This is a genomic window from Snodgrassella sp. W8132, assembly GCF_016100865.1.
GTDB classification, from domain to species: Bacteria; Pseudomonadota; Gammaproteobacteria; order Burkholderiales; family Neisseriaceae; genus Snodgrassella; species Snodgrassella alvi.
This window is the reverse complement of record NZ_JACFRQ010000001.1, coordinates 1,122,459-1,145,876: the sequence shown is the minus strand read 5'-3', so window position 1 is coordinate 1,145,876 and position 23,418 is coordinate 1,122,459. Positions and strand designations below refer to the sequence as shown.

The following is a 23,418-nucleotide window of genomic DNA, read 5'->3' as shown; positions in this document are numbered from 1 at the left end:
TAAAAAGGAACATGGCGGCATGAAAAAAATTGAAGCAATTGTTAAACCGTTTAAGCTGGATGATGTACGTGAAGCTTTGTCTGATGTAGGTTTCAGCGGAATGACTGTGTCTGAGGTAAAAGGTTTTGGTCGGCAGAAAGGACATACAGAAATTTATCGCGGCGCTGAATATGCAGTAGATTTTCTACCCAAGGTAAAAATTGAGCTGGTATTACCGGATGACAGAGTAGAACAGGCGATTGAGGTAATTATTGCCGCTGCTCATTCCGGCAAAATCGGAGATGGTAAAATTTTTGTATTGCCGGTAGAAAGCGCTATTCGTATTCGAACTGGAGAGCGGGACGATACGGCAATTTAAAAAAATAGTCAGAATAAATAGAAAACCGTCTGAGAATAGCAGTAATAACATAACTCAAGTATGTTAGTACAATATTTTAGTACGGTTTTCTTATCTTTAAGATATTAGCTTGGCTTTTTACCAAATTGCCACAGAGTGAACATAATAGCCGCAGCAATAAAAAATTTTAGTAAATCAAAACCGGCAAATGGCAGATAGCCTAATTGCAATGCATGATAAATACTGGTATGCAAATAAAAAGCCAGATAAAAAACACCAAAGACAAATATAATCTGATGAGCAAGTGCAAAGGCGCATAATCCGCTGAAAAAATGTCGGTCATAGCCTCTTTCAGCAGCCCAGCCGGCGATATACGCACTGAATATGAAACCGTACAGATAACCGGCAGAGGCTGATACCAATACATTTATTCCGCCATGCCCGCCCGCAAAAAAGGGCAGACCGCAGGCGCCGAGCAGCAAATATTCAAGTAAGGCTAATACAGCGAGCTTTCGCCCTAAAAATGCACCGAGCAGTAAAACTGCCAGTGATTGCAGCGATAAAGGGACGGGGTGCAGAGGAATGCTTATATTGGCTGATATAGCCATTAATAATGCTGCTAATGTAGTTGCAAGTAATTGGTGCGACCACTGGGTTAACCTATAGTGCTGCAAAAGATAAGGCTGATAGGTTTGCGATAAAATTGAGGTCATGGATTGGTTATATTTAGTTGAATATCAGGGAGAAAAAAGAGGTTCGCAATTAATAAAATAGCGGCCGAAGCCGCTTGAATATAGTATTACAATACGTAACGAGCCAGATCCTCACGTTCAGCTATATCCTGTAAACGTGCATCAACGTAAGCTGCATCAATGGTTATATCGCCGGCTGGCGCATCAAAGGAAACTTCTTCAAGTAATTTTTCCATAACCGTATGTAATCGGCGTGCACCAATATTTTCAGTTTTTTCATTAACCTGAAAAGCGATTTCAGCAATACGGGCAATGCCGTCATCAGTAAATTGCAGATTGACATCATCAGTAGCCAGTAAAGCGGAGTACTGTTCAGTCAAATTAGCATGGGTCGTTGTCAGAATGGCTTTAAAGTCGTCTACACTCAGATTATCCAGTTCAACACGAATCGGAAAGCGCCCCTGTAATTCAGGGATTAGATCACTAGGTCGATTAAGATGAAATGCGCCAGATGCAATAAATAAAACATGATCAGTTTTAATCATGCCATACTTGGTTTGTACAGTTGTCCCTTCAACCAGCGGCAGTAAATCACGCTGCACACCCTGACGTGAAACATCTCCGCCATGGCGACTGCTGTCAGTAGCAATTTTATCGATTTCATCCAAAAATACGATGCCATTTTGTTCAACTGACTTAATTGCCTGTTCACGTAATTCTTCTTCGCTTACCAGTTTAGCTGCTTCTTCATCCAGCAGTAATTTCATGGCAGCGTTTACTTTCATTTTCTGAGCTTTGGTTTTACCATGCCCCATGCTGCTGAACATATCTTGCAATTGATTCGTAAAGTCTTCCATTCCTGGAGGACCCATAACAGACATGGTCGGAGAAGGATTAGCGGCAACCTCAATCTCGATTTCCTTATCGTCAAGCTCGCCTTTACGCAGCATCTGACGGAATTTCTGCCGGGTATGATTTTCCGGTTGAGCTTCCTGTGGCTCACCAGCAAAACCGACACTGCGTGGCGGAGGCAGCAGAGCATCCAGAATACGGTTTTCTGCGGCATCCTGAGCACGGTCGCGGTTTTTAGCGATTGTCTGGTTACGAATGTTTTTCAGGGCAATTTCAATCAAATCGCGAATAATACTGTCAACATCACGGCCTACATAGCCTACTTCAGTAAATTTGGTAGCTTCTACCTTAATAAAAGGTGCGTTGGCCAGACGGGCAAGTCTGCGGGCTATTTCAGTTTTACCTACACCAGTAGGCCCGATCATCAGAATATTTTTCGGAACGATTTCGCTTTGTAAGGGTTCGGCAACGCGACTGCGGCGATAGCGGTTTCTCAGCGCTACTGCTACTGCACGTTTAGCCTGGGTTTGCCCGATAATATGATTATCTAATTCATGAACGATTTCGCTCGGGGTCATTACAGATGTACTCATCTTGTTCCAATCTTGAGATATGACCGTTTTAAAATACAAATTAAACGGCCAATAAAATTACAAGGTTTCAATAGTGTGGCTCTGATTTGTGTAAATGCAGATGTCACCGGCAATCTCGAGGGACTTTTTAACTACCTCAGCCGGTTCAAGCTCGGTATTTTCCATTAATGCACGTGCTGCCGATTGGGCAAAAGCACCACCGGAACCAATAGCTGCAATGCTTTGTTCCGGTTCGAGCACATCACCATTTCCGGTAATTACCAGTGTGTTTTTTTTATCTGCCACAATTAACATTGCTTCCAGACGGCGTAATGCGCGATCGGTACGCCATTCTTTAGCCAGCTCAATTGCAGCCAGCATCAGTTTACCCTGATGTTTTTGCAATTTACTTTCAAATAGTTCTATCAGGGTAAATGCATCGGCGGTACCACCGGCAAAACCCGCCAGCACCTGATTGTTATACAGTTTGCGCACTTTGCGTGCAGTCCCTTTAATAATGGTATTACCCAGTGTCACTTGACCATCTCCACCGATGGCGACGTTTTCACCGCGGCGAACGGAAATAATGGTTGTACCGTCGAATTGTTGCATGTCTCGTGATCCTTTGCTGACCAGCAGCCGGATAGCTGCCGGAGAAAATAACTGCATTTAAATAAGGGCAGTTATTACTGCTTTCAAGTTAAACCATGATTTATTCTGATTTATTAGAATTTGTCTGTTACTCCGACTGGCTAGTGCAGATACGAAGTAGAAGAGTTTTTTATTCATATATAAAATAAAAACGGCAACCTGAAAGGTTGCCGTTTTTCAAAATACAATCAATTATTTTTTGCGTTTGTATACTTTTTTGGTAGTAACAGTTTTGGTGGTTTTAACAGTTTTGGTTTTAGCCGGAGCTACTGCCACTGTACCATTATCTATTACGCAGTTCTGGGTAACGATTTGCGGAACAATTTTTTCCTGACCGTTAATCACCTGTTTGCTTGGCTGTAACAGACCCAGAGCACCAACTTTATCTACAGTATCGCTGTTGGCAATAGCGGTTTTCCAGGTAATGCCTTCGGGAGAAACGAAAGTATTGTAGTTAACATCACGTGCATCACGCATCATTACAGGAGAAAGTCTGCCCTGATAATTTACCTGAGCTGCCACGACATTCTGACCTTGCAATCCGTACATTACAGTCAAACGGTTTTTGGCTGCTCCAGTACCGCATAAATAAGCTACTTCTTTACGTGCATCTATCTGTACATTCGCTGTAGTTGCAGCAGGTACGACTACTTGTGCAGAAGGTGCTTTATGATGATGTTTTGATGCACAGCCGGTAACAGCCAGCATCAACAATACAGCCGGGACAAGAACTTTTTTCATGACAACTCCTTATAAGCATTTATGAATAAATCTTCTGATAACATAAACCATCATACTTGGCTTAGGTAAAGATGCAATAGCTGTATCTTAGTCTTTTTTAGCTAATGTAGGGTAGTATTAAATAATACAGTTTAAACGTTATCGTTACTATGTTAATAGTACATGAATAAAAAATTCTTCACAACAACATGTTTCAAGTGAAATATTTGCTTTCAAGGTCAACTGTTAGTATGTGAAAGTCATTATTTTAACTGTATTTAATTTTCAATATTTAACTTTATTTCACTTGGTATCTGTACCACGCTTCTGTCATTCAGATTAAAAGCTGTCAGGCTACCCCCCCATAAAGCACCGGTATCCACACACACAACATGATCGGCCTGATAAAAACCTAATGCCGACCAATGACCGAATAGAATGGTTTTATCGATATTTTGGCGGTGTGGCGCCTTAAACCATGGAATATGATGCGCTGGTATATTAATGAGCGTCCCTTTATAATCAAAATCCATTGCTCCGTCATCAGTCAGTGCACGCATCCGGGTAAAGCTGTTAGTGATAAAACGCAATCTCTCATCGCCACTGAGATTATTGTTCCAGCGAACAGGTTTATTTCCATACATTCGGGAAAAAAATTGTTCCGGTGTATTTTGCAATACGGTTTCCACTTCCTGAGCCAGTAGCTGTGCCTGATCGCATGTCCATTCAGGCCAGATCCCTGCATGTACCATGACATAATTGTCCTGCTGGCGATATAAAGGCTGTCGGAGTAACCAGTCAATTAATTGTTTTCTGTCGGGCGCATTCAGAATGTCACTGATTGTATCTGCACGTTTGAGTTTGCCATAACCATAATGCAGTGCAAGTAAATGTAAGTCATGATTTCCCAGAATAGTCTGCATACAGCCATCATGCTGTTTTACCAGACGCAATGTGGCCAGTGATTGCGGGCCCCGGTTTACCAGATCTCCGGTAAGCCATAAGGTATCAGTACCGGGATTAAAACTCAGTTTATCCAGCAGTTTTTTAAACTCTGTCAGACATCCCTGTAAATCACCAATCACATACTGTGCCATATTCATCTCCTGAGAAATCGGGATAAACCTAATCAAACTGGTTTGTCCCGATTTGTCTGTTTACTTGTCCAGTACCAGAATGGCTTCAGCTTCAACCAGAGCACCTTTAGGTAAAGCAGAAACTTCAACAGCAGCACGAGCTGGATAAGGGGTTGTAAAGTATTGCGCCATAATCTCATTAAACGTAGCAAAATTACTCAAATCAGTCAGATAGGCATTTACTTTTACCAAATCATTCAGACTGCCTCCGGCTGCTTCTGCAACCGCCCGGAGATTTTTAAACACCTGATGTGCCTGTTCAGCAAAACCACCATCAACGATTTGCATTGTTTCAGCTACTAACGGAATCTGACCGGAAAGATATACTGTATTGCCAGCACGCACTGCTTGTGAATAAGCACCGATAGCAGCCGGTGCTTTCTCAGTATGAATAATATTTTTTCCCATGTTTTTACTCCTTGGTATGAAAAGGGGTTATCAGTCTTTCAAAAATAAAGCCAGTAAATCGTTCAGAAAAGTACGTCCGAGTGCAGTCGGACGTAAGTTTAACGGATCTGCGTCCATTAAACCTCGCTCTACGGCCTGAGTAATTGCACATTGAATGGAGGCAACAGGCAAGCCGGTACGCTCGCTAAACCATGTAGTAGGAACTCCATCAGTTAATCTCAGAGCATTCAGCATAAATTCAAAAGGTAAATCCTGTGCAAAAATTTGCCGGCGGACAATAGCACACTGAGGTTGCTGCTGCATCGCTTGCAGATAATCTTTCGGATGCCTGCACCGGGTAGTGCGCTCAATTGCCTGAGCACTGGATATCTTACCATGAGCACCAGCTCCGATACCGATATAATCGCCAAATTGCCAGTAGTTCAGATTATGCCGGCATTGCTGCTGAGGGTGGGCGAAGGCAGACGTTTCATAATGATGAAAACCTGCCTGTGACAGTGATGTATGTACAGCTTCTTCTATATCAGCAATATGGTCATCATCCGGTAGCTTCGGAGGAGGTGAATGGGCAAAAGGTGTATTGGGTTCCAGTGTAAGCTGATAAGCACTAATGTGCCTTACGCCAGTTGCAATTGCTGTATTAATATCTTCCTTTGCCTGTTCGACAGTTTGTCCTGGTAAGGCGTACATCAAATCAATATTGAGTTTAGGAAACAGGATTAAGCCTGATTCAATGGCATTTAGTGCTTCTTTGCGGTTATGAATTCTACCCAGTGCAGCCAGTTTGTCATTGGCAAAACTTTGTACTCCGATGGAAAGCCGGTTTATACCAGCTGCTGCATAGTCTGCAAAACGATCGCGTTCAAATGTGCCCGGATTGGCTTCAAGGGTAATTTCTGCTGTGGGTATCAGATTAACCCGTGCACGAATGCCGCTTAAGAGCTTTTCAAATGCAGATGCGGAAAACAGACTGGGTGTCCCTCCGCCGATAAAAATTGTGTGAACAGACCTACCCCAGAAATAAGGCAGTTCAGTTTCCAGATCAGTTAATAAGGCAGCAATATACTTCTGCTCATCCAGTTCCTGCTTAAGCTGATGCGAATTGAAGTCGCAATACGGACATTTGCGAACACACCATGGAATATGAATATACAGAGATAGTGGCGGTAAACTGGTCAAAGCTGGCGTAACAGAATGCGGTATTCGCAGAGAAACGGGAAACTCAGACATGAGTATTCAGACCATACTGCTCACGCAGTTTATCCATTAAAATATTTAATGCCTGAGCACGATGACTTATCCGGTTTTTTTCTTCCTGACTCATTTGTGCAGCAGTCAGTTTCTGGTCTGGAACATAAAAATGCGGATCGTATCCAAAACCATTGCTTCCTGCAGCAGAGGATTGCCACAGCCCAGACCAATTGGCTTCAGCAATTAATGGCTGTGGATCATCAGGATGACGCACTAAAACCAGTACGCATACATAAAACACACTTTTGTCATCACAATTGCGTAATTCATCATCCAGCTTGGCATTGTTGGCTGTATCTGATTTTGGTTCTGTACCTGCATAACGTGCTGAATGGACGCCAGGTTTGCCATGCAGTGCATTGGCACAAATACCAGAATCATCGGCTAATGCCGGTAAGCCACTATAACGGCTGGCATGACGTGCTTTAGCAAGTGCATTTTCAACAAATGTGACATAAGGTTCAGGGCACTCAGGAATATTAAATTCAGACTGCGGAACAACTTCGATATTTAAAGAATTAAACAGGCGGCTGAATTCAGCCAGCTTGCCCTGATTATTACTGGCAAGAACAATTTTATTCATGGTTTACATCATTTGAGGATAACACTTGATTAATTTGCCGGTATGCACGTTCACGCAAAGTAAATGCCAGCGCAGCAAATTGCCCCAGTACACTAATGAAAGCGAGTAAACAGCAGATTATCGCAATAGTGTGCTGTTGATGTACCCAATAATAACAGCCCAGCACAACCCAGCCAATAAACATAAATGTACATGAAGCCAGAATGAGTAATAAAAGTTTGAGTTTCGTCATTCGTAAATGCTTTAAAAAGATATAAATTGGCTGGACAGATTGGTTAATTAAGAAAGATACAGCTATTTACGATTATTACTTACAGCCGGAATAAAATAAATCAGTTTATAAATCAATTTTAAGTAAAAAAATATGAGTTATTTATAAAATACAGATTAATATTAATTATAGTGATTTCATAAACTGAAAAATTTTATTTTTTCCCCAATGAAGTAAAATCTGTAGTTGTTTCAGATTTCTGCTGATTCTCTTGTTTCATTTTGGTTAGTTTAAGGGTCAAAGGCATTTCTGCAATGGCCATAATTGCACCTAGGATAAAAAATGTTTTACTATAAATTGTCAGTTGCTGATCTTTATTATAGAGAAAAAATCCGATACCGAGAAAGATTACAAACATAAGGCTTGTGCAGATATGCATTATAATTAATTTTTTCATTAGTCTGACATTATAAAAGGTTAAAGAAGAAATTCCAGCCAATTATATACAGAAAATCTGTTAAATGAAAACTATTGTAAATATTTAAATAATAAATATTTACAACTTATAGTTAAAAATATGCATATAAAATAAATTAATATTATTGAAAATGGATATTGAATTAATTTAAGTTTCGATTAATTTTAATTATTTTAATGGTAAATGGCGTTAGTATTATTAAGCCGAAAGCAGCAATAACAAAGCAGGTAATACTATACCATAATGGAAAGCGTATATCCGCAAAGAATATTGTACCGATAACTAAAGCTCCAATTTCGGTCATTGAAAGAACACAATAACTAACAATTAATTTTTTCATATTTGACACTTCAGAATTTTTTATTTTCTATCTTTAGAATCTGTTTATCTGTCTAATAGACAAGAAAACCGGTTTTATAATAAACAGATTGAACAGTAAAAAAGATTGTATAAAAATAATTTTATTTTTAAAAGATATAAATATTAAATCGTTAGTATGTAATTTAAAAAAGTATTTGATAAGTAATTTAATCGAATCCTGAAAACAGCATAAAACAAAAATCCCGTGTCAGTTAAGTTAATCTTAAAGTAATTAATTAGCTCTGATTAGAAATCAAACAATCCATTTAATCCAAATTGATTCTAATTATTTAATTAGGCGACCTGAAATAAAAGTCTGGGTAGTTGTTTGGTTTAAAAAAGCCTGCATAAGCAGGCTTTTTTAAAGTTAGCGTAATTGCTGATCCAGTTGCTGAAGCCATTTTGTGGCATCTTTTCCGGTATATATTGTGCCATCTTCATTGGCCAGAGTGACACGTGTTCCGCCATCCTTGAGAGGTATTGCCAGTACCATCAGACGAGGTTGCTGTTTTGGCTGTTGCTGTTGTTCAGCTTTTTTGCTACGTCCGAACATACGTCCGAATAATCCTGGTTTTTTATTAGAAACAGAAGAGGCTTCTGCAGCAGCTACTTCAACCAGATAAGCATATTGACTCTGGTTTTCGCCAATTACATTTAGACCAACACGATCCAGAGCCAGTGCAACACGGCGCCAGTTACGTTCCTGAGGTCCAAGCAGGTAAATACTATTGCCATCAATTTTGGCTAGATTGTATTCATTCGGGTTTTGTTTTTGGGCAGCTATCTGTTGCTGTACCTGTTTGGCGTCTGCACCAAGATATTGCATAAAGCGCGCAAGAAATGCTGCTTCCAGCTCAGGCTCATTTGGTCTTGGCTGCCATGCAGTGCTGTCACCATCTTTGCTGGTATAGACTTCTTTCATACCTTTCTGGCTGAAGAATACATCTGTACCGCCTTTGCTATTACGTTCCAGACGGATAGTAAACATATCCCGCTCGCCGCTGGAGTAAACACCACCCAGACCTACTTTTTCGAATATACCGCGAATCACATCAGATGGCAGTTTGGCACGGTTTTCCGCCCAGTTGGTTTGCATTAGACCAATGGATGGTTCTTCACGCTCGATGGTAAAGCCCTGTTCCTGCCAGAATGCTCTGAGCAGCGGCCATAATTCAGCAGCTTGCTTGTTATCGATAGTCAGCCAGCGAATACTGCCATCACGTTGTAAATGAATATTTGGTACCTGAGTCAGTACCTGTGCATTCGCATTATTCTGAGTTTTGCCTGCTTTCTTGTTCATGTCACTGGCACGTACAGCCCCATTAATCAGTGTACTGCCAGGTGCACTAAAGCGGTTCCCCTGATTCGGATCAGTCAAATCAGGAGGTACATCCAGCTGAACAATTTTTTTATTGTCAGACTGATAATCCAGTTTAGGCAGGTTATCTTTTTTGCTGGCACAGGCGGCAAGACTGGCTGCCAGCAGGGTTAGTGCAACGGTTTTACTTATATTCATATCGGCCACTTTCAGTGTGCATTACAATGACAATGTAGGCTTGTGTTTAAATTAATTCGGCTTCCTGCATGGCGGCTAACACGACAGCCTGTCCGGCAGGAGTTAATTCAGTAATAGGCAGTCGGCAAACCGGATTGATTTTACCCAGTTTAGACAGTGCCCATTTCGTTGGTGCAGGGCTTGGTTCACAGAAAAGATCACCATGCAGACGCTGTAATTTATCATTTAAAGCGCGTGCACCGGTAATATCTCCGCGCAAAGCTGCATGACACATATCTGCAAACAATTTCGGAGCAACGTTAGCAGTAACGCTGATCACACCATGACCACCGCACAGTAAAAATGCCAGGGCAGTAGGATCATCACCGGAATAAACTGCAAAATTTTCAGGTACGTGCTTAAACAGATAACATGCACGGCCAATGTTGCCAGTGGCTTCTTTAATACCAACAATATTGTCAATTTCTGCCAGACGTAAGGCTGTGTCCGGTTGCATATCGGCAACAGTGCGACCCGGGACATTATACAAAATCATGGGGATACTGGTTGCTTCGGCAATAGTTTTAAAGTGGCGGTAGATACCTTCCTGATTCGGTTTATTGTAGTAGGGTACTACAGACAAAGTCATATCTGCACCAGCCTGCTGAGCCTCCTGAGCCAGATAAATTGCTTCATGAGTATTGTTGGCACCAGTACCGGCAATTACTTTCACACGTCCGGCTACATGTTCTACAGCAGTTTTGATGACATTCAAATGCTCATCCACGCTGAGTGTGGCTGATTCACCGGTTGTTCCCACGGCGACAATGGCATCGGTTCCGGACTCGATATGCCAGTCAATAAGCTGTTTGTATTGTTCATAATCAATACTGCCATCTTCATGCATAGGCGTTACGATGGCAACCAGGCTGCCTGTCAACATAATTCTACCCTTTACAGGTGAGCTAAAAATGTGATGATTGTAGCGTATTTTTTGCTTACATGGAAAACTGCCGGTATTCGAACCACTTTTGATAAAAGTAGTTTGCTTGTGTTAAAGATTCTATTCCTCAATAGTTTGCTCTAGATTAAACAGTGCCGTATCGCTTAAAATACGCTGCTTTATATACATTTCACACATGCATAAAGCAAATAAGGAAGGATGACATGGCCGATAATTCCTCTGTTCGTAAGCAGAATGAACACTCTGATTTGGTCTATGGTCTGGAGGAAAAACCTCCTGTTTTAAATGGTTTGCTCAGTGCATTAACCCATTTACTCGCTCTTTTTGTTCCTATGGTGGCGCCGGCTCTTGTGGTGGGCGGTGCGCTGAAACTGCCGGCTGACATGACTGCTTATCTGGTCTCAATGTCTATGGTAGCTTCAGGTGTAGGTACTTATATTCAGGTACACCGCTTTGGTGTTATTGGTTCGGGGCTGTTATCAATTCAATCAGTTAATTTTTCATTTGTCACTGTCATGATTGCGCTGGGGCTGGGCATGAAAGAAAGCGGGATGAATGAAAATACTATGATTTCAACTTTACTGGGCGTCTCATTCGTGGGCGCCTTTTTAGTAATCGGGGCATCATGGCTGTTACCTTTTCTGAAAAAAATCATCACACCTACTGTAAGCGGAGTTGTGGTATTGATGATAGGCCTGAGCCTTATTCATGTCGGTATTACTGACTTTGGCGGTGGTCTTACTGCAAAAGCAAATCATACTTTCGGTTCATGGTCTAATTTGGCTCTGTCTACATTTGTACTGTTTACTGTATTGTTATTTAACTGTTTTAAAAATGCATGGTGGCGTATGGCCGGCATTGCAGTAGGTTTAATATCAGGTTATGTAATTGCAATTTTTATGGGCATTGTAGATTTTTCCAATCTGCACGATTTACCCTTAATTACAATACCAATTCCATTTAAATACGGCTTTGCTTTTGACTGGCATGCCTTTATGGTGGCCGGTACCATTTATCTTTTAAGTGTATTTGAAGCAGTAGGTGATTTAACTGCTACCGCCATGATTTCTAATCAACCGGTAGATGGTCCGTTGTACACAAACCGTTTACGCGGCGGGGTAATGGCTGATGGTCTGGTATCCGTAATTGCTACAGCACTGGGTTCATTGCCGTTAACCACTTTTGCCCAGAATAATGGCGTAATTCAGATGACGGGAGTTGCTTCCCGGTATGTCGGTAAATATATTGCTGCTATTCTGATTATACTTGGCTTATTTCCATGGGTTGGTGCTATTTTTACCACTATTCCCAGTCCGGTTTTAGGTGGCGCCATGGTGGTTATGTTCGGTTTGATTGTCACCGCCGGTATCAGAATTATTATTACTGCTGGTATCCGACGCCGTGAAGCAGTTATCTGTGCCACATCACTGGGGCTTGGTCTGGGTGTGGCTTTTGAACCGGAAGTATTTGCTCAGTTACCAATATTGTTTCAAAATCCGATTTGTATGGGCGGAATTGTAGCGATTATTCTAAATATAGTGTTGCCACATGATAAAAGTGAACCGGCTGTTTATTTAAGTGACGACATTCCACATTAATTAATATCTGAAAAAGGCTGCCAAAAATATTGGCAGTCTTTTTTTATAAATTTAAAATAATAATTTTAAATAGTAAGTTCTACTGTAATTAATGAGTACTATGAATTACATGGAAAAGTTTAATTATTTGTAATTCTGAATGGTATTAGTTTTGTATTAAAAATTACTTTTAGTTTGATATTATCCTTTGATTTAATAACAATATCAGTCAGATAAGTAATTTTTTTGTCAGAATTCAGAAAATTGTTAATCTATGCTTTTTCCTTTGAAAGCAGATTAGCACCGTCAGTTGAATGCAGACGGGCAAATATCCAGCTTGAAAGCAGAGTGAATACGCCGAGAATAATAAAAGTAATGCGAAACGCGGTAGTAATATTATGATTGATAAAGCTGGCACGACTGAAAGATTGTAAAAGTAATGCGCCAATTGCTATGCCGAAACTTAATGCCAGTTGCTGGTTAACAGCCATCAGACTGGTGCCGCTGCTAACCTGATTAGGACGTAAATCAGCCAGTGTAATGGTATTCATACCAGTAAACTGCAAAGAGTTGCAGGCGCCCAAAATACACAGATGTAATAATATCAACCATTGCGGTGTACTGGCACTGATTAAAGCGAGTGACATAATCAGTATACCGATAATACGTGTGTTCCAGGCAAGTGTATTACGATAACCAAAATGATTCATTAAGGGCTTAAGAAAAGGTTTGGCAAATATAGCCGCCAAAGCAAGAGGCATCAGCAGCCAGCCTGAATTTACCGCATCATAGTTAAAAGCAACCTGAAATAATAAAGGCAATAATAAAGGCAGGGCGCTCATGCCAAGGCGGCTTACTAAATTACCTGCCAGCCCTAGGCGAAATGTACGCACCAGAATTAAATGCGGAGGATACAAAGCACGGTTGTTCTGACGTGCATGAGCAAGATAGGCAAATAAAGCGCCAATACCTGCAATAGCCATCATACAGCCAAATAAAATATTGTTAGCATGTGACATGGTTTCAAAAGTAAGCGTCATGCAAAAAGCAGATGCTGAAAACAGAAAGAAACCTAATCCATCAAAGTAATTTGCCGGACGGTTAAAATTGGGCATGATATACCAGGTAACCAGTAATCCTAATAAACCTATCGGTACATTAAGCAAAAATATCCAGTGCCAGCTGGTATATACCACAAGATAGCCACCAATAATCGGCCCCAGTACTGGGCCGATCAGTGCCGGCATGATGGCATAATTCATAACAGTTATGAGTTTAGAGCGGTCGTAAGCTTGCATCATGGTTAAACGGGCTACCGGTGTTAACATTGCGCCACCCAAACCCTGAATGATTCTGGCCAGTACTAGCAAAGCCAGATTATTACTTGCAGCACACAGTACAGATCCAATAATAAATATGACCATAGAACCCATAAAAAGTTTACGAGTTCCTAATTTATCCGACAGAAAACCAGACAGAGGCATCATTATTGCTAGCGTTAGCGCATAAGCAATAATTGCAGATTGCATATTAAGCGGTGACTGCCCCAGATCGGCAGCCATTGAGGGCAGAGCAGTATTCAGGATAGTAGCATCCAGCTGCTGCATAAAAATGGCTATTGCCAACAAAATGGGCAAAAAGCGTGAGGGTTTACTGTCGTTAATAGAAGCCATAATTGTTGTTTATCAATAATGGATTCATTTATTATAACAGACTCATGTAATGCATTATTTTGTTAATATAAAAGCATAAATTTATGAAAGTATATTTTTTATATTCATAATTTTAAGATAATAAATGTATATAAGAAGTGTTTATGCTTTAAGGTTGATATATGTTTTATTATGGTAGATTAATAATGCGAAGCAGGCATGCGTTACCAAATTCTGATAAGTAATTTTTTATAAAATATAGGTTTGTTGAGTTTGTTTATAATGTTCGGATAATTGTATAGATAGATATTATTTTATTTTTTCTGAATCATATTTAAGCTTATATAAAAGTCTGGTGAAAAATGCCAGTATGTGGATAATTTAAGGTATATCTGTTTTTTACATTTATTAAACTTGTTTACCAGAAGACACATTGCTTCACTACAATGGAAAAAGCTAACAAACATACAAAGTAATCATTATAAATTTAGAAAAATATTTAGATGTTTTAAATAATATTCATTGTGTACATGTATCATTATGAATATTAGATAAATTTATTATTGCAGATGCTGGTAAGTACAAGCTTGCTTTTGGTATCCGGCTTATAAAAAAATTTTTCAAATAAGGTGGATAATTAAAAAATGAGAAAGTATTGAATAAATCTCAAAAAAATTGATATATGTTTCACATAAATAATATCTACTCTGTTTATATAAAACAAAAAGGTTAGATATAAAATAAACCGTATTAGCTTAATAAAGCTAACACGGTCTAGAATGCAGTAATAGACTTACATACGTAATGTGTCTACAACATCAATCATAAATTCCATATCTTCTTCAGATAACTCGGTAAAGCCTTCTGGAAAACTTAATGCTTTAACAATAGTAGCGCCATCAGAATCGTCTGCCATTTTGCATAATATCTCTCTCAACGGCTCTGCTTTATCAGCTATATCTTTATGATATAACATGACATGAGATACTTCATTAATCCGGCTTTTCAGTAATACTTTTAACTGATCTTTGGTAACAGAGTTAAAGCTGTCATATACTTCAGCTTGAATAATGCCAATTTTTGCTTGTTGGCGGATAACACTGGAAGCTACCATAAGGAAGTTATCTTTACGATTGATAACCAGCTCATCATCGCTCAGATTAGCTGGTTCAAGCAAACGCAAACCAATAAAGTTGGCATCTTCATTATTGGAAAGAGCCAGTTCAACAGTACCTTTGAGCTCTTCAATAGCATTAATTTCCGAATCAGCCGCAGTAACAATTACAATCTCATCTGGTTGATTTTTAGGTTTAACCAGTGGTAAATAACCTTGTTCACGTACATAATTACCGGCAGCAAACGGATTAACAAAAAGCATAGAGACTTTTTCTTTATCTTGCTGTGCTTTTACTTCATCAAATGAAGGAGGCATAATCAGAGAAATATTCTGATTGCTTTTCTTTTGCAGGTAATTATTTAGCAAATACCATGTGCTGAACTGATCAGGCAAATAATCGGGTACAACCATTAAACTCAGCATATTATTTTCCTTCCTGTTCAGTTTTCAGCATTTCTATATACTTGGCACTCATTTCGTTAACACGTTCACGGCTTGGTTTGCGACGAATTGAGCTATAGCCAATCACTTTGCCTTGACGTAAGTTCGGAATTACAGTGGCGTATACCCAGTAATGGCCGCCATCTTTTCGTAAGTTTTTAACATAACCGTACCAGCGTTCGCCTCTTTGCAAGGTTTCCCACATATCGGCAAATGGAGCTTTTGGCATGTCAGGATGACGTAAAAGGCAGTGTGGAGCACCAATAATTTCATCACGTGCCCAGCCACTGATATCAACAAAGACGTCATTGGCATGCGTGATAATACCGTTAAGATCTGTACGTGATACAATTAAAGCACCATCAGGATAAGGAAATTCCTGATGAGTTACATATACTGTTGATTCTCCGTCTTGCTGATAATGCTTAATTTTATACTCTGAAAATTCACCTTCAGGCTTTGGCTGAATCCAACGACTCATATCCATATTTATCTGTCCTTCAATTTTGGTTTAATCTGATAAAGAATGAGTGTGCTTAATAGAAATGCATTTCAGATTTTTTATTTTTCTTACAGTAGTTTATTCTTTCTACTTTAATAAATTTACTGCTAATATAAATTTCTGGAAATGCATACAATCGGGATTTTAAATATTACCCAATACATATATGCGATGCGTTTCAATATAGTTATAAAACATTTAAACGCCCTTTCATGCAATAAATTTAGTTTTAGCTTTAGTTTTCTTTAGGTTTGACTAACAGCAATTTAGTCAGAATTCAGAAAATATCCGAATACAAGAGTACTGCCTGATTTTAAAGCTTATTTTTACAGTATTATAAACTGCAATAAAACGTGTTAATTTCAAATTTGCATGAGCGGGTATTTAAATAGCATTGCATATTTCAGATCAAGCAAATTGATTATTAACTAAAATGGTCAGCTAATTCTTTCAATGCCCGTTTAGCTTCAAACAGAATCAGACCTAATTTGGCTTCATGAGTGGTAGTAATGGTTAACAGAATAGCTTCAGAGGCCTGAAACAGCAGCATGTAGCCTTTATCAGTATGAATAATGGTATTGTCCAGAGTACCTTTTAATACCTCTTTTGCAGAACGATTACCCAGAGACAGTAATGCTGCAGCCATTGCACCAATACGGTCTTCATCCATGCCACTCTGCAAAGCTGAAGCAATTGGCAAACCATCAGTTGAGATAACTGCTGAAGATGTAATGTCGGGTGTACTGTTCAGGGTTTTCAATACGCCGTCGATAAAATCATATTTCATGGAAATTCCTCTTAAATTGACTGTAACTTTGTCAATTATAAAGATGGGTGAATGTTTTTGCAAAAAAATGTTATTAAATTTTATTAATTATCTTTATTTAAGCTTTCTATTTTATTTACATTTCTTTATTTTTTAGTTTATCTATAATTATTCAGAACCAATGAAAGCTATTGTTACAGTTTATTGAATTCTATTGAAATGTAAATGAAATTGTAGCATTTTAGATAGTAGATTGCGTAATATAATCCTGTCAACTTAGCTAAAGTTTGATATTTATCAAATGTTATCTCATTTTTTATATTTTATATGCTATTGAGACTGCGAATATATGTTTAATTCTATGCTTAACTAATGGTAAATGAATTGTTTTAAATATTAAAATCTTACTTTTTTAGTGCATATTAATATATAAATTAATAGTGTGTTGTAAGTTTGCTTATATATTTTACAAATTTAAATTAATGTTATTTATTAAAAAGACAATTAAGTGAAATTAGTGCCCTTATAGTTTGATAATGTTAATTATGTTTATTTTGTTGTTTAATATATAAATTAATTTAAACAGGTTGTTCTCAATATGATAAACAACCTGTTTGTTAGGTTAATTTCAAATATCGGCTTCTACTTTATCTCCTTCAGCTTCCATCCATACTCTTCTGGAAGCTGCTTCACCTTTTCCCATTAATTTGATAAAAATATTTCGGGTTTCACTGTTTTCTTCATCGGGAATATGTACTTGCAACAGACGGCGTGTATCCGGATTCATGGTAGTATCCTTGAGCTGATCAGGATTCATTTCGCCTAAACCTTTAAAGCGATTTATGTGATAAGTACTTTTTTCTAGTTGCAGTCTGTCTTTAATGCTTTCCAGTTCTGCCTCATCCTGAGCATAAATCTTGCGTGCAGGTTTGCTTTTACCCTGTGCATTTACATCTATACGAAAAAGTGGTGGTTGGGCTACATAAATGTGTCCGGTCTCTATCAGTCGCGGGAAATGGGTATAAAACAAGGTGAGTAATAGAACCTGTATATGAGCACCATCAACATCAGCATCTGATAAGATGGCTATTTTTCCATAGCGTAAGCCAGATAAATCAGGATTATCGTTTCTACCGTGGGGGTCTACTCCGATGGCAACAGAAATATCATGTATTTCTGCATTACCAAACAATTGGTCGCGATGAATTTCAAAACTGTTTAAAACTTTACCGCGCAATGGAAGAATTGCCTGAGTATTTTTATCCCGGGCCAGTTTAGCTGAGCCGCCGGCTGAATCACCTTCTACCAGAAACAATTCATTTTCTCGGATGTCTTCACTTTCGCAGTCAGTAAGTTTGCCTGGTAAAACAGCTACGCCAGAACCTTTTTTCTTTTCAATTTTTTTAGTTGAACGCATTCGCGCCTGAGCCTGACTAATAGCCAGTTCAGCTATTTTTTTACCTGTATCGATATTCTGGTTTAACCAGAGTTCTAATGGATCACTACATACTGCAGCTACCAGTTTGAGTGCATCACGACTGGTTAATTTGTCTTTTGTCTGCCCTTGAAACTGAGGATCGAGCAACCGTGCTGAGAGAACGAAGGCGACGCGTGAAAAAACATCATCTGACTGTAGTTTTACGCCGCGCGGAAGTAAATTATGATGATTGATAAAGTTGTTTACAGCGTGAAAAACTGCCTGTTTCAGCCCGGCTTCATGAGTGCCGCCTAACGCGGTAGGGATCAGATTAACGTAGCTTTCACTTGGTGTATGTCCGTCTTCCAGCCATGTCAGAGCGAAAGCTGCACCTTCACCCTGATTAAAGTCAGTTCCATGATTTGAGTTTAAATAATTTTCACTTGAGAAAATGGGTGTGGCAGTCTGGCTATCTGAAAGTAAGTCAAGTAAATAGCTTTTCAGGCCATTCGGATAATGCCAGTTTTGTGTCTGAGCTTCATCCGTAGCATTCTGGTAGCGGGTAAGGGTAACATTCACGCCGGGTAATAAAACAGCTTTAGCACGTAAATTGCGTTCCAGTTCCGGCAGATTGTATTGCGGATTATCGAAGTAATGTCCGTCAGGCCAGATACGAACTTCGGTACCACTGTCTTTAACGGCGCATTTGCCGGTTACAGACAAAGGTTTAATGACGTCACCACCAGCAAAGGCAATATGGTAAATATTTCCGGCTCTTTTGACAGTAACTTCAAGCCGGGAAGACAGTGCATTGGTCACGGAAACGCCTACACCATGTAAGCCACCTGAAAAAGCATAAGCACCGTCGCCGCTTTTTTTATTGAATTTACCACCAGCATGTAGTTGGGTGAAAACCAGTTCAATTACGGGTACTTTTTCGGTTGGGTGTAATCCGGTGGGAATACCGCGACCATTGTCTCTGACGGTAACGGATCCATCGGGATTCAGAGTAACATCGATATTTTGTGCATAGCCGCCCAGAGCTTCGTCTGCGGCATTATCAATTACTTCCTGAATGATATGAGTAGGGCTATCCGTTCTGGTATACATCCCAGGGCGTTCTTTAACCGGTGCCAGACCCTTCAGAACGGTGACACTGGATTCATCATAAGTTGTGGATTTGCTCATAATTTATTTTTAGATAAGTATTAATCGCAATATAAAACAAATTACCGTAAAAAATTTATTTTTTCGGTAATTTGTTTCAGATTCAGAATTTTGGCGGAATCTTCAATACAGAACTATTCACAGGCAATCATTCTGCCAGTGAGTATTTATCATCATGATTTTGTCGAGTTTGAACAAATTCAGTCCAGCTGGGCAGTTCGTGTAAAAAGCGTGAAAGCTCGTGTAATGCATTCAAATAGACATTTCTTTTGAATTCAATAACTTCATCAACTGGAGCCCAGTATTGGTGCCAACGCCATGCATCAAATTCAGGATGATGGGTTGCTCGCAGATGAACATCACTTTCACGTCCGGTTAGACGCAGCAAATACCAGATCTGTTTTTGGCCTTTATAAGAACCCCGCCATTCGCGTTTGATCCAATGTGTAGGTACATCATAACGTAACCAGTCCCGGGTGCGTCCGATTATTTTGACATGATGCGGCAGCAGGCCGACTTCTTCCATGAGTTCACGATACATGGCGGCTTCCGGGCTTTCACCCGGCTTAATACCGCCTTGCGGAAACTGCCAAGAGTGTTCATGTACACGCTTGCCCCAAAAAACCTCGTTATGGTCGTTAGTAATGATTATCCCGACATTGGGGCGATAACCTTCTCTGTCTAACATGGTAGTTCGCCCAATAAATAAATTGAATTTTCGCACAAATCAGGCAGTGAGACTAGTAAGGATTAAATGTGAAATATCAAATTAAATTAAGTAAATTTTTATATTATATTGGCATATGGAAATTTTCAGTTAAAAATCTGGATTTAGCTATAAATAATATTGGTGAAATCTATTATTAATGATTAATTAGATATCTGGATGAGTTTTAATCATTCAGATTGGGTATTTAATTAGTCTTGTTATTAATTATTATGATTCAATTCGAACTGATGCATGAAAAATCCGGCGAAGTTTATTATTCATATAGAGTAGTGTATTTGTTTTATATTTTATTTATGGTTTTCAGAAACCAGATAATTGTGTAAATATTAAATCAGTTAAAAGCGTAAAAAAAACGTATCTTTCTTTATCTATCAATAGAATATCATTGGGATTATGTGGTCGTTTGGAATAAACGATATACGAAAATTATTTTTCCAAATATTTTCTCATTTCCAATATTTTAGACGAAAGATAAACTTTATGCTGATAAACAGGTAAATTATTATTTCTAATATTCTGCTTATTTTCATTTTGATATTTTAAAAAAGACAATTCTGTTAAATCTATGAATGATTGAACAGTTGGTAAGGGTATATATTAAATTGAAAAAATTATTAATATTAAGCAATTATCATAAAATTAATTGTCAAAAGAAAAGCAATATTGTAGTGAGGATAGTTGAATCTATACTATAGTGACTGGTATAGCTGATGATAATTAATATCGCCCTTGGGGCTTAATCCTGAAAAGGTTGAGATTGTGGGACGGTATATAAAAGATAAAAATGTCTATCTGGTCAAACTAAAGTCATTTACAAAATGAATGCAGATGCAGAGAAATTTAATATTTTTATTTTAGCGCAAAGATATTTAATTTTTGGACTGGGATATCTTGATATTTATTGTATTGTCAATCGTTTGATTTATAAAAAATTTTATTTAATTTAGTGTGGTTAAATATACTAAGGAATAACTGATTAAAAAATATTTTCATACCGATTTATAATAATTGAATCTGTACTCAATAATAGAATTAAAACAAATTCAGCTGAAAAAATCCACATTACTGCAATCTTTTTGTATTTGAAATTTTATTATAAATAAGATGTAATGAGTTTATAGGTATTTGATACTGGTAATAACTTTTCCGAAAATATTATTTATAGTTTTTATTAAAGAGAGCATATTTAAAAAGAGCCCTATCTCTGCAGATAGGGCTCTTTATTAGCAAAAATTTTATTGATGAACAGGTTCGAAATTGTGAATGGCTTTTTCATTTTCAGGAGTTTGCTCTTTGCCATTTACAGCCTGAGTATGTTGATAAAAAGCAGCGCGTTTAGCTGCCTGAAAAATTTGTAATCTACGACGATGTTGCATAGTTAAATCCTTTCTCGCTTGCTGGTGTGGGGCACCAACTGTTGTCATTTATAACTTGGAAGTATAAGTTTACTGATAAATTAATAATGCAGATCAGTTATCAGTTCGGATATTGTTTTTAACGTAATAATTTATTAGTTCATTAAACAATATATAAGATATAACAGAATATTGCAAGACAGTGATGTATGTTTGTCTTTAAATTGAGAGGAAATGATAAATAGAAAAACCGCAGAATTGTTAAAAGGTCAGGCCTGAATCAGTAGCCTGACCTTTTATTACGATAAAGTGAGGAGCTTATTGCTTGGGTTGGCTATTACTACGTCTGTTTGGCTGACTGTTTCTCTGACGGGCAGCCGGAATGTTCTGGCGGGAACGGTTTGGTTGCTGTTCGCCAGACTGACGGCGGTTTGCATTCCAGTTACCATTTTTGTTGTGATTACCATAGGAGCGGCGACCTTTATTCGCTATTTTACCAGCACGTTTACGTGTCGGTTCCATACCGGCAATAGTTTGCTCAGGTAGTTTGCGGTTTAGGTAGCGTTCAATTTTATGTACTTTAATATACTCGTTTACTTCAGCAAAAGTAATGGCCAGACCGGTTCGGCCAGCACGGCCTGTACGACCGATACGATGTACATAGTCTTCAGCCTGCTTAGGTAAATCATAATTAATGACATGTGTAATGGTTGGTACATCAATACCACGTGCGGCAACATCAGTAGCCACTAGTATTTTAATCCGGCCTTTGCGTAAATCCATTAATGTACGGTTACGCCAGCCTTGTGGCATATCGCCATGCAGACAGTTAGCCGAAAAGCCTTTTTCATAAAGTTCATCAGCCAGCTGTTCAGACATAGCTTTGGTGGCAGTAAATATTACTGCCTGATCGATACTGGTATCACGCAACAGATGATCAAGCAGACGGTTTTTATGCCGGATGTCATCACAGTAATACAGTTTTTCATCAATTTTGCCTTGTTTTTCTTCCCGGGCAATATCGATTTTTTGCGGTTGATGTGTTAATTTTTCGGCAAGTTTACCTACCATACCATCCCAGGTAGCTGAAAATAACAGGGTCTGACGTTCAGCAGGAGTTGCGGCAACTATGGTCTCAATATCATCAATAAAACCCATATCCAGCATTCTGTCTGCTTCATCCAGAATAAGCACTTCAAGCCGGCCAAAATCAATGCGTCCCTGACGCATGTGATCCATCAGACGTCCCGGAGTAGCTACGATAAGATCAATCGGACGGGATAATGCACGGATTTGCTGACCGAAAGCTGTACCGCCTACCAACGTTACTGTGCGCAGCCAAGGCATGTTTTTACCATAAATCTGAGCGTTTTTTTCTACCTGTTGAGCAAGTTCGCGTGTAGGTGTTAATACAAGAGCACGCGGGCCTTTGCCTGGTTTTTCACTGCGTTTGAGCAGTTTTTGCAGTGTTGGTAATAAAAATGCGGCTGTTTTTCCAGAACCAGTTTGAGCGGAAACCATTAAATCCTGGTTATCCAGAACTGCCGGAATAGATTCAAGTTGTACTGGTGTTGGATTTTCGTAGCCGGCAGCAGTGAGTGCATTGGTGAGTTGTTTGTCTAGTTTTAAATCTGAAAAAGACAATGTCATGATTTTCCTTTGGTTAAACGACCAACCAAACGTGATAATCTAGTTTATTGATGTGAAATTAGATTACAGGGAACTGTTGCTAGCTTAAGCCAAAAAGAAAATAACAAAGGAAAGATAGCAATTGGTTGTCGTAAGCGTGTGTGTTTAGGTATTTTATACATCGACAACAACCAGACAACGTACGCATTGCTGCGAGTGTTGGGAGAGCGGCATTACATAACTATTAAAGTAATAATGAATTCGCCGTATTTAATAAGGTTGCAAACGATGGTTTCAAATATTATCTTTTTAATTATAAGAGATATGGTCTTTTTAAGCAAGAGCACTATTATAT

Annotated in this window: 22 protein-coding genes; 2 read left to right on the top strand and 20 right to left on the bottom strand. The window is 38.8% G+C overall.

Features of this window, described 5'->3' with window-relative positions:
• Positions 1–19 precede the first annotated feature (19 nt).
• Positions 20–358 carry a P-II family nitrogen regulator gene (locus H3U82_RS05115; protein ID WP_078475291.1) on the top strand — a complete coding sequence of 113 codons (339 nt, stop codon included), beginning with the start codon at positions 20–22 and terminating at the stop codon, positions 356–358.
• 104 nt (positions 359–462) lie between these two features.
• Here H3U82_RS05115 and H3U82_RS05110 read toward each other — a convergent pair whose 3' ends face one another.
• From H3U82_RS05110 to dapA, 12 genes are all read right to left on the bottom strand, one after another.
• Positions 463–1,050, bottom strand: a complete 588-nt coding sequence (locus H3U82_RS05110; RefSeq protein ID WP_198209525.1) for a biotin transporter BioY — start codon at positions 1,048–1,050, stop codon at positions 463–465.
• 86 nt (positions 1,051–1,136) lie between these two features.
• The gene (gene hslU, locus H3U82_RS05105; RefSeq protein WP_198209523.1) at positions 1,137–2,474 is read right to left on the bottom strand and encodes an ATP-dependent protease ATPase subunit HslU; all 1,338 of its coding nucleotides are present in this window, start codon (positions 2,472–2,474) and stop codon (positions 1,137–1,139) included.
• A gap of 57 nt (positions 2,475–2,531) precedes the next feature.
• Positions 2,532–3,065, bottom strand: coding sequence for an ATP-dependent protease subunit HslV (gene hslV, locus H3U82_RS05100; protein ID WP_025330443.1), 534 nt, complete (start codon positions 3,063–3,065; stop codon positions 2,532–2,534).
• Between the two features lie 231 nt (positions 3,066–3,296).
• Positions 3,297–3,845, bottom strand: a complete 549-nt coding sequence (locus H3U82_RS05095; RefSeq protein ID WP_078475288.1) for a hypothetical protein — start codon at positions 3,843–3,845, stop codon at positions 3,297–3,299.
• A 257-nt stretch (positions 3,846–4,102) separates the two neighbouring features.
• Entirely contained in the window at positions 4,103–4,921 is an 819-nt protein-coding gene (locus H3U82_RS05090; protein ID WP_084564907.1) for a symmetrical bis(5'-nucleosyl)-tetraphosphatase, read from the bottom strand.
• 60 nt (positions 4,922–4,981) lie between these two features.
• Positions 4,982–5,368 (bottom strand): RidA family protein, encoded by a 387-nt coding sequence (locus tag H3U82_RS05085; RefSeq protein WP_025330446.1) that lies wholly within the window; start codon positions 5,366–5,368, stop codon positions 4,982–4,984.
• A gap of 30 nt (positions 5,369–5,398) precedes the next feature.
• Positions 5,399–6,598, bottom strand: coding sequence for a radical SAM family heme chaperone HemW (gene hemW, locus H3U82_RS05080; RefSeq protein WP_198209520.1), 1,200 nt, complete (start codon positions 6,596–6,598; stop codon positions 5,399–5,401).
• Entirely contained in the window at positions 6,591–7,202 is a 612-nt protein-coding gene (gene rdgB / locus H3U82_RS05075) for an RdgB/HAM1 family non-canonical purine NTP pyrophosphatase (RefSeq protein WP_198209518.1), read from the bottom strand. Before rdgB ends, hemW begins: the two co-directional genes overlap by 8 nt.
• On the bottom strand, positions 7,195–7,434 hold the full coding sequence (locus H3U82_RS05070) for an NGO_0222 family membrane protein (RefSeq protein WP_025330449.1): 240 nt from the start codon (positions 7,432–7,434) through the stop codon (positions 7,195–7,197). The genes rdgB and H3U82_RS05070 overlap by 8 nt, the downstream gene beginning before the upstream one ends.
• Positions 7,435–7,627: 193 nt before the next feature.
• Complete coding sequence (locus tag H3U82_RS05065) at positions 7,628–7,870, bottom strand: hypothetical protein (protein WP_144340636.1); 243 nt, start codon at positions 7,868–7,870, stop codon at positions 7,628–7,630.
• 748 nt (positions 7,871–8,618) lie between these two features.
• Positions 8,619–9,767, bottom strand: a complete 1,149-nt coding sequence (gene bamC, locus H3U82_RS05060) for an outer membrane protein assembly factor BamC (RefSeq protein ID WP_078475284.1) — start codon at positions 9,765–9,767, stop codon at positions 8,619–8,621.
• A 46-nt stretch (positions 9,768–9,813) separates the two neighbouring features.
• Positions 9,814–10,689 (bottom strand): 4-hydroxy-tetrahydrodipicolinate synthase, encoded by an 876-nt coding sequence (gene dapA / locus H3U82_RS05055; RefSeq protein WP_025330452.1) that lies wholly within the window; start codon positions 10,687–10,689, stop codon positions 9,814–9,816.
• Positions 10,690–10,913: 224 nt separating this feature from the next.
• Between dapA and H3U82_RS05050 the strand changes: the two genes are divergently transcribed.
• Positions 10,914–12,308 carry a nucleobase:cation symporter-2 family protein gene (locus H3U82_RS05050; protein ID WP_084551624.1) on the top strand — a complete coding sequence of 465 codons (1,395 nt, stop codon included), beginning with the start codon at positions 10,914–10,916 and terminating at the stop codon, positions 12,306–12,308.
• A gap of 251 nt (positions 12,309–12,559) precedes the next feature.
• On the opposite strand, the gene H3U82_RS05045 is transcribed toward H3U82_RS05050, so the two are convergent.
• The 8 genes from H3U82_RS05045 to H3U82_RS05010 form a co-directional block, all read right to left on the bottom strand.
• On the bottom strand, positions 12,560–13,960 hold the full coding sequence (locus H3U82_RS05045; RefSeq protein ID WP_100125326.1) for a DHA2 family efflux MFS transporter permease subunit: 1,401 nt from the start codon (positions 13,958–13,960) through the stop codon (positions 12,560–12,562).
• Between the two features lie 772 nt (positions 13,961–14,732).
• On the bottom strand, positions 14,733–15,479 hold the full coding sequence (locus H3U82_RS05040; protein ID WP_078475282.1) for a phosphate/phosphite/phosphonate ABC transporter substrate-binding protein: 747 nt from the start codon (positions 15,477–15,479) through the stop codon (positions 14,733–14,735).
• 1 nt (position 15,480) lies between these two features.
• Positions 15,481–15,978, bottom strand: a complete 498-nt coding sequence (locus H3U82_RS05035; RefSeq protein WP_078475340.1) for a PAS domain-containing protein — start codon at positions 15,976–15,978, stop codon at positions 15,481–15,483.
• A 445-nt stretch (positions 15,979–16,423) separates the two neighbouring features.
• Positions 16,424–16,786 carry a roadblock/LC7 domain-containing protein gene (locus H3U82_RS05030; RefSeq protein ID WP_078475281.1) on the bottom strand — a complete coding sequence of 121 codons (363 nt, stop codon included), beginning with the start codon at positions 16,784–16,786 and terminating at the stop codon, positions 16,424–16,426.
• Between the two features lie 607 nt (positions 16,787–17,393).
• Complete coding sequence (locus H3U82_RS05025; protein ID WP_078475280.1) at positions 17,394–19,370, bottom strand: DNA topoisomerase IV subunit B; 1,977 nt, start codon at positions 19,368–19,370, stop codon at positions 17,394–17,396.
• 127 nt (positions 19,371–19,497) lie between these two features.
• The gene (locus H3U82_RS05020; RefSeq protein ID WP_025330459.1) at positions 19,498–20,037 is read right to left on the bottom strand and encodes an RNA pyrophosphohydrolase; all 540 of its coding nucleotides are present in this window, start codon (positions 20,035–20,037) and stop codon (positions 19,498–19,500) included.
• A 1,277-nt stretch (positions 20,038–21,314) separates the two neighbouring features.
• Positions 21,315–21,455, bottom strand: a complete 141-nt coding sequence (locus tag H3U82_RS05015) for a hypothetical protein (protein ID WP_157785008.1) — start codon at positions 21,453–21,455, stop codon at positions 21,315–21,317.
• 297 nt (positions 21,456–21,752) lie between these two features.
• Positions 21,753–23,084: a DEAD/DEAH box helicase gene (locus H3U82_RS05010; RefSeq protein ID WP_198206625.1), complete on the bottom strand. Its 1,332-nt coding sequence runs from the start codon at positions 23,082–23,084 to the stop codon at positions 21,753–21,755.
• Positions 23,085–23,418 lie beyond the last annotated feature (334 nt).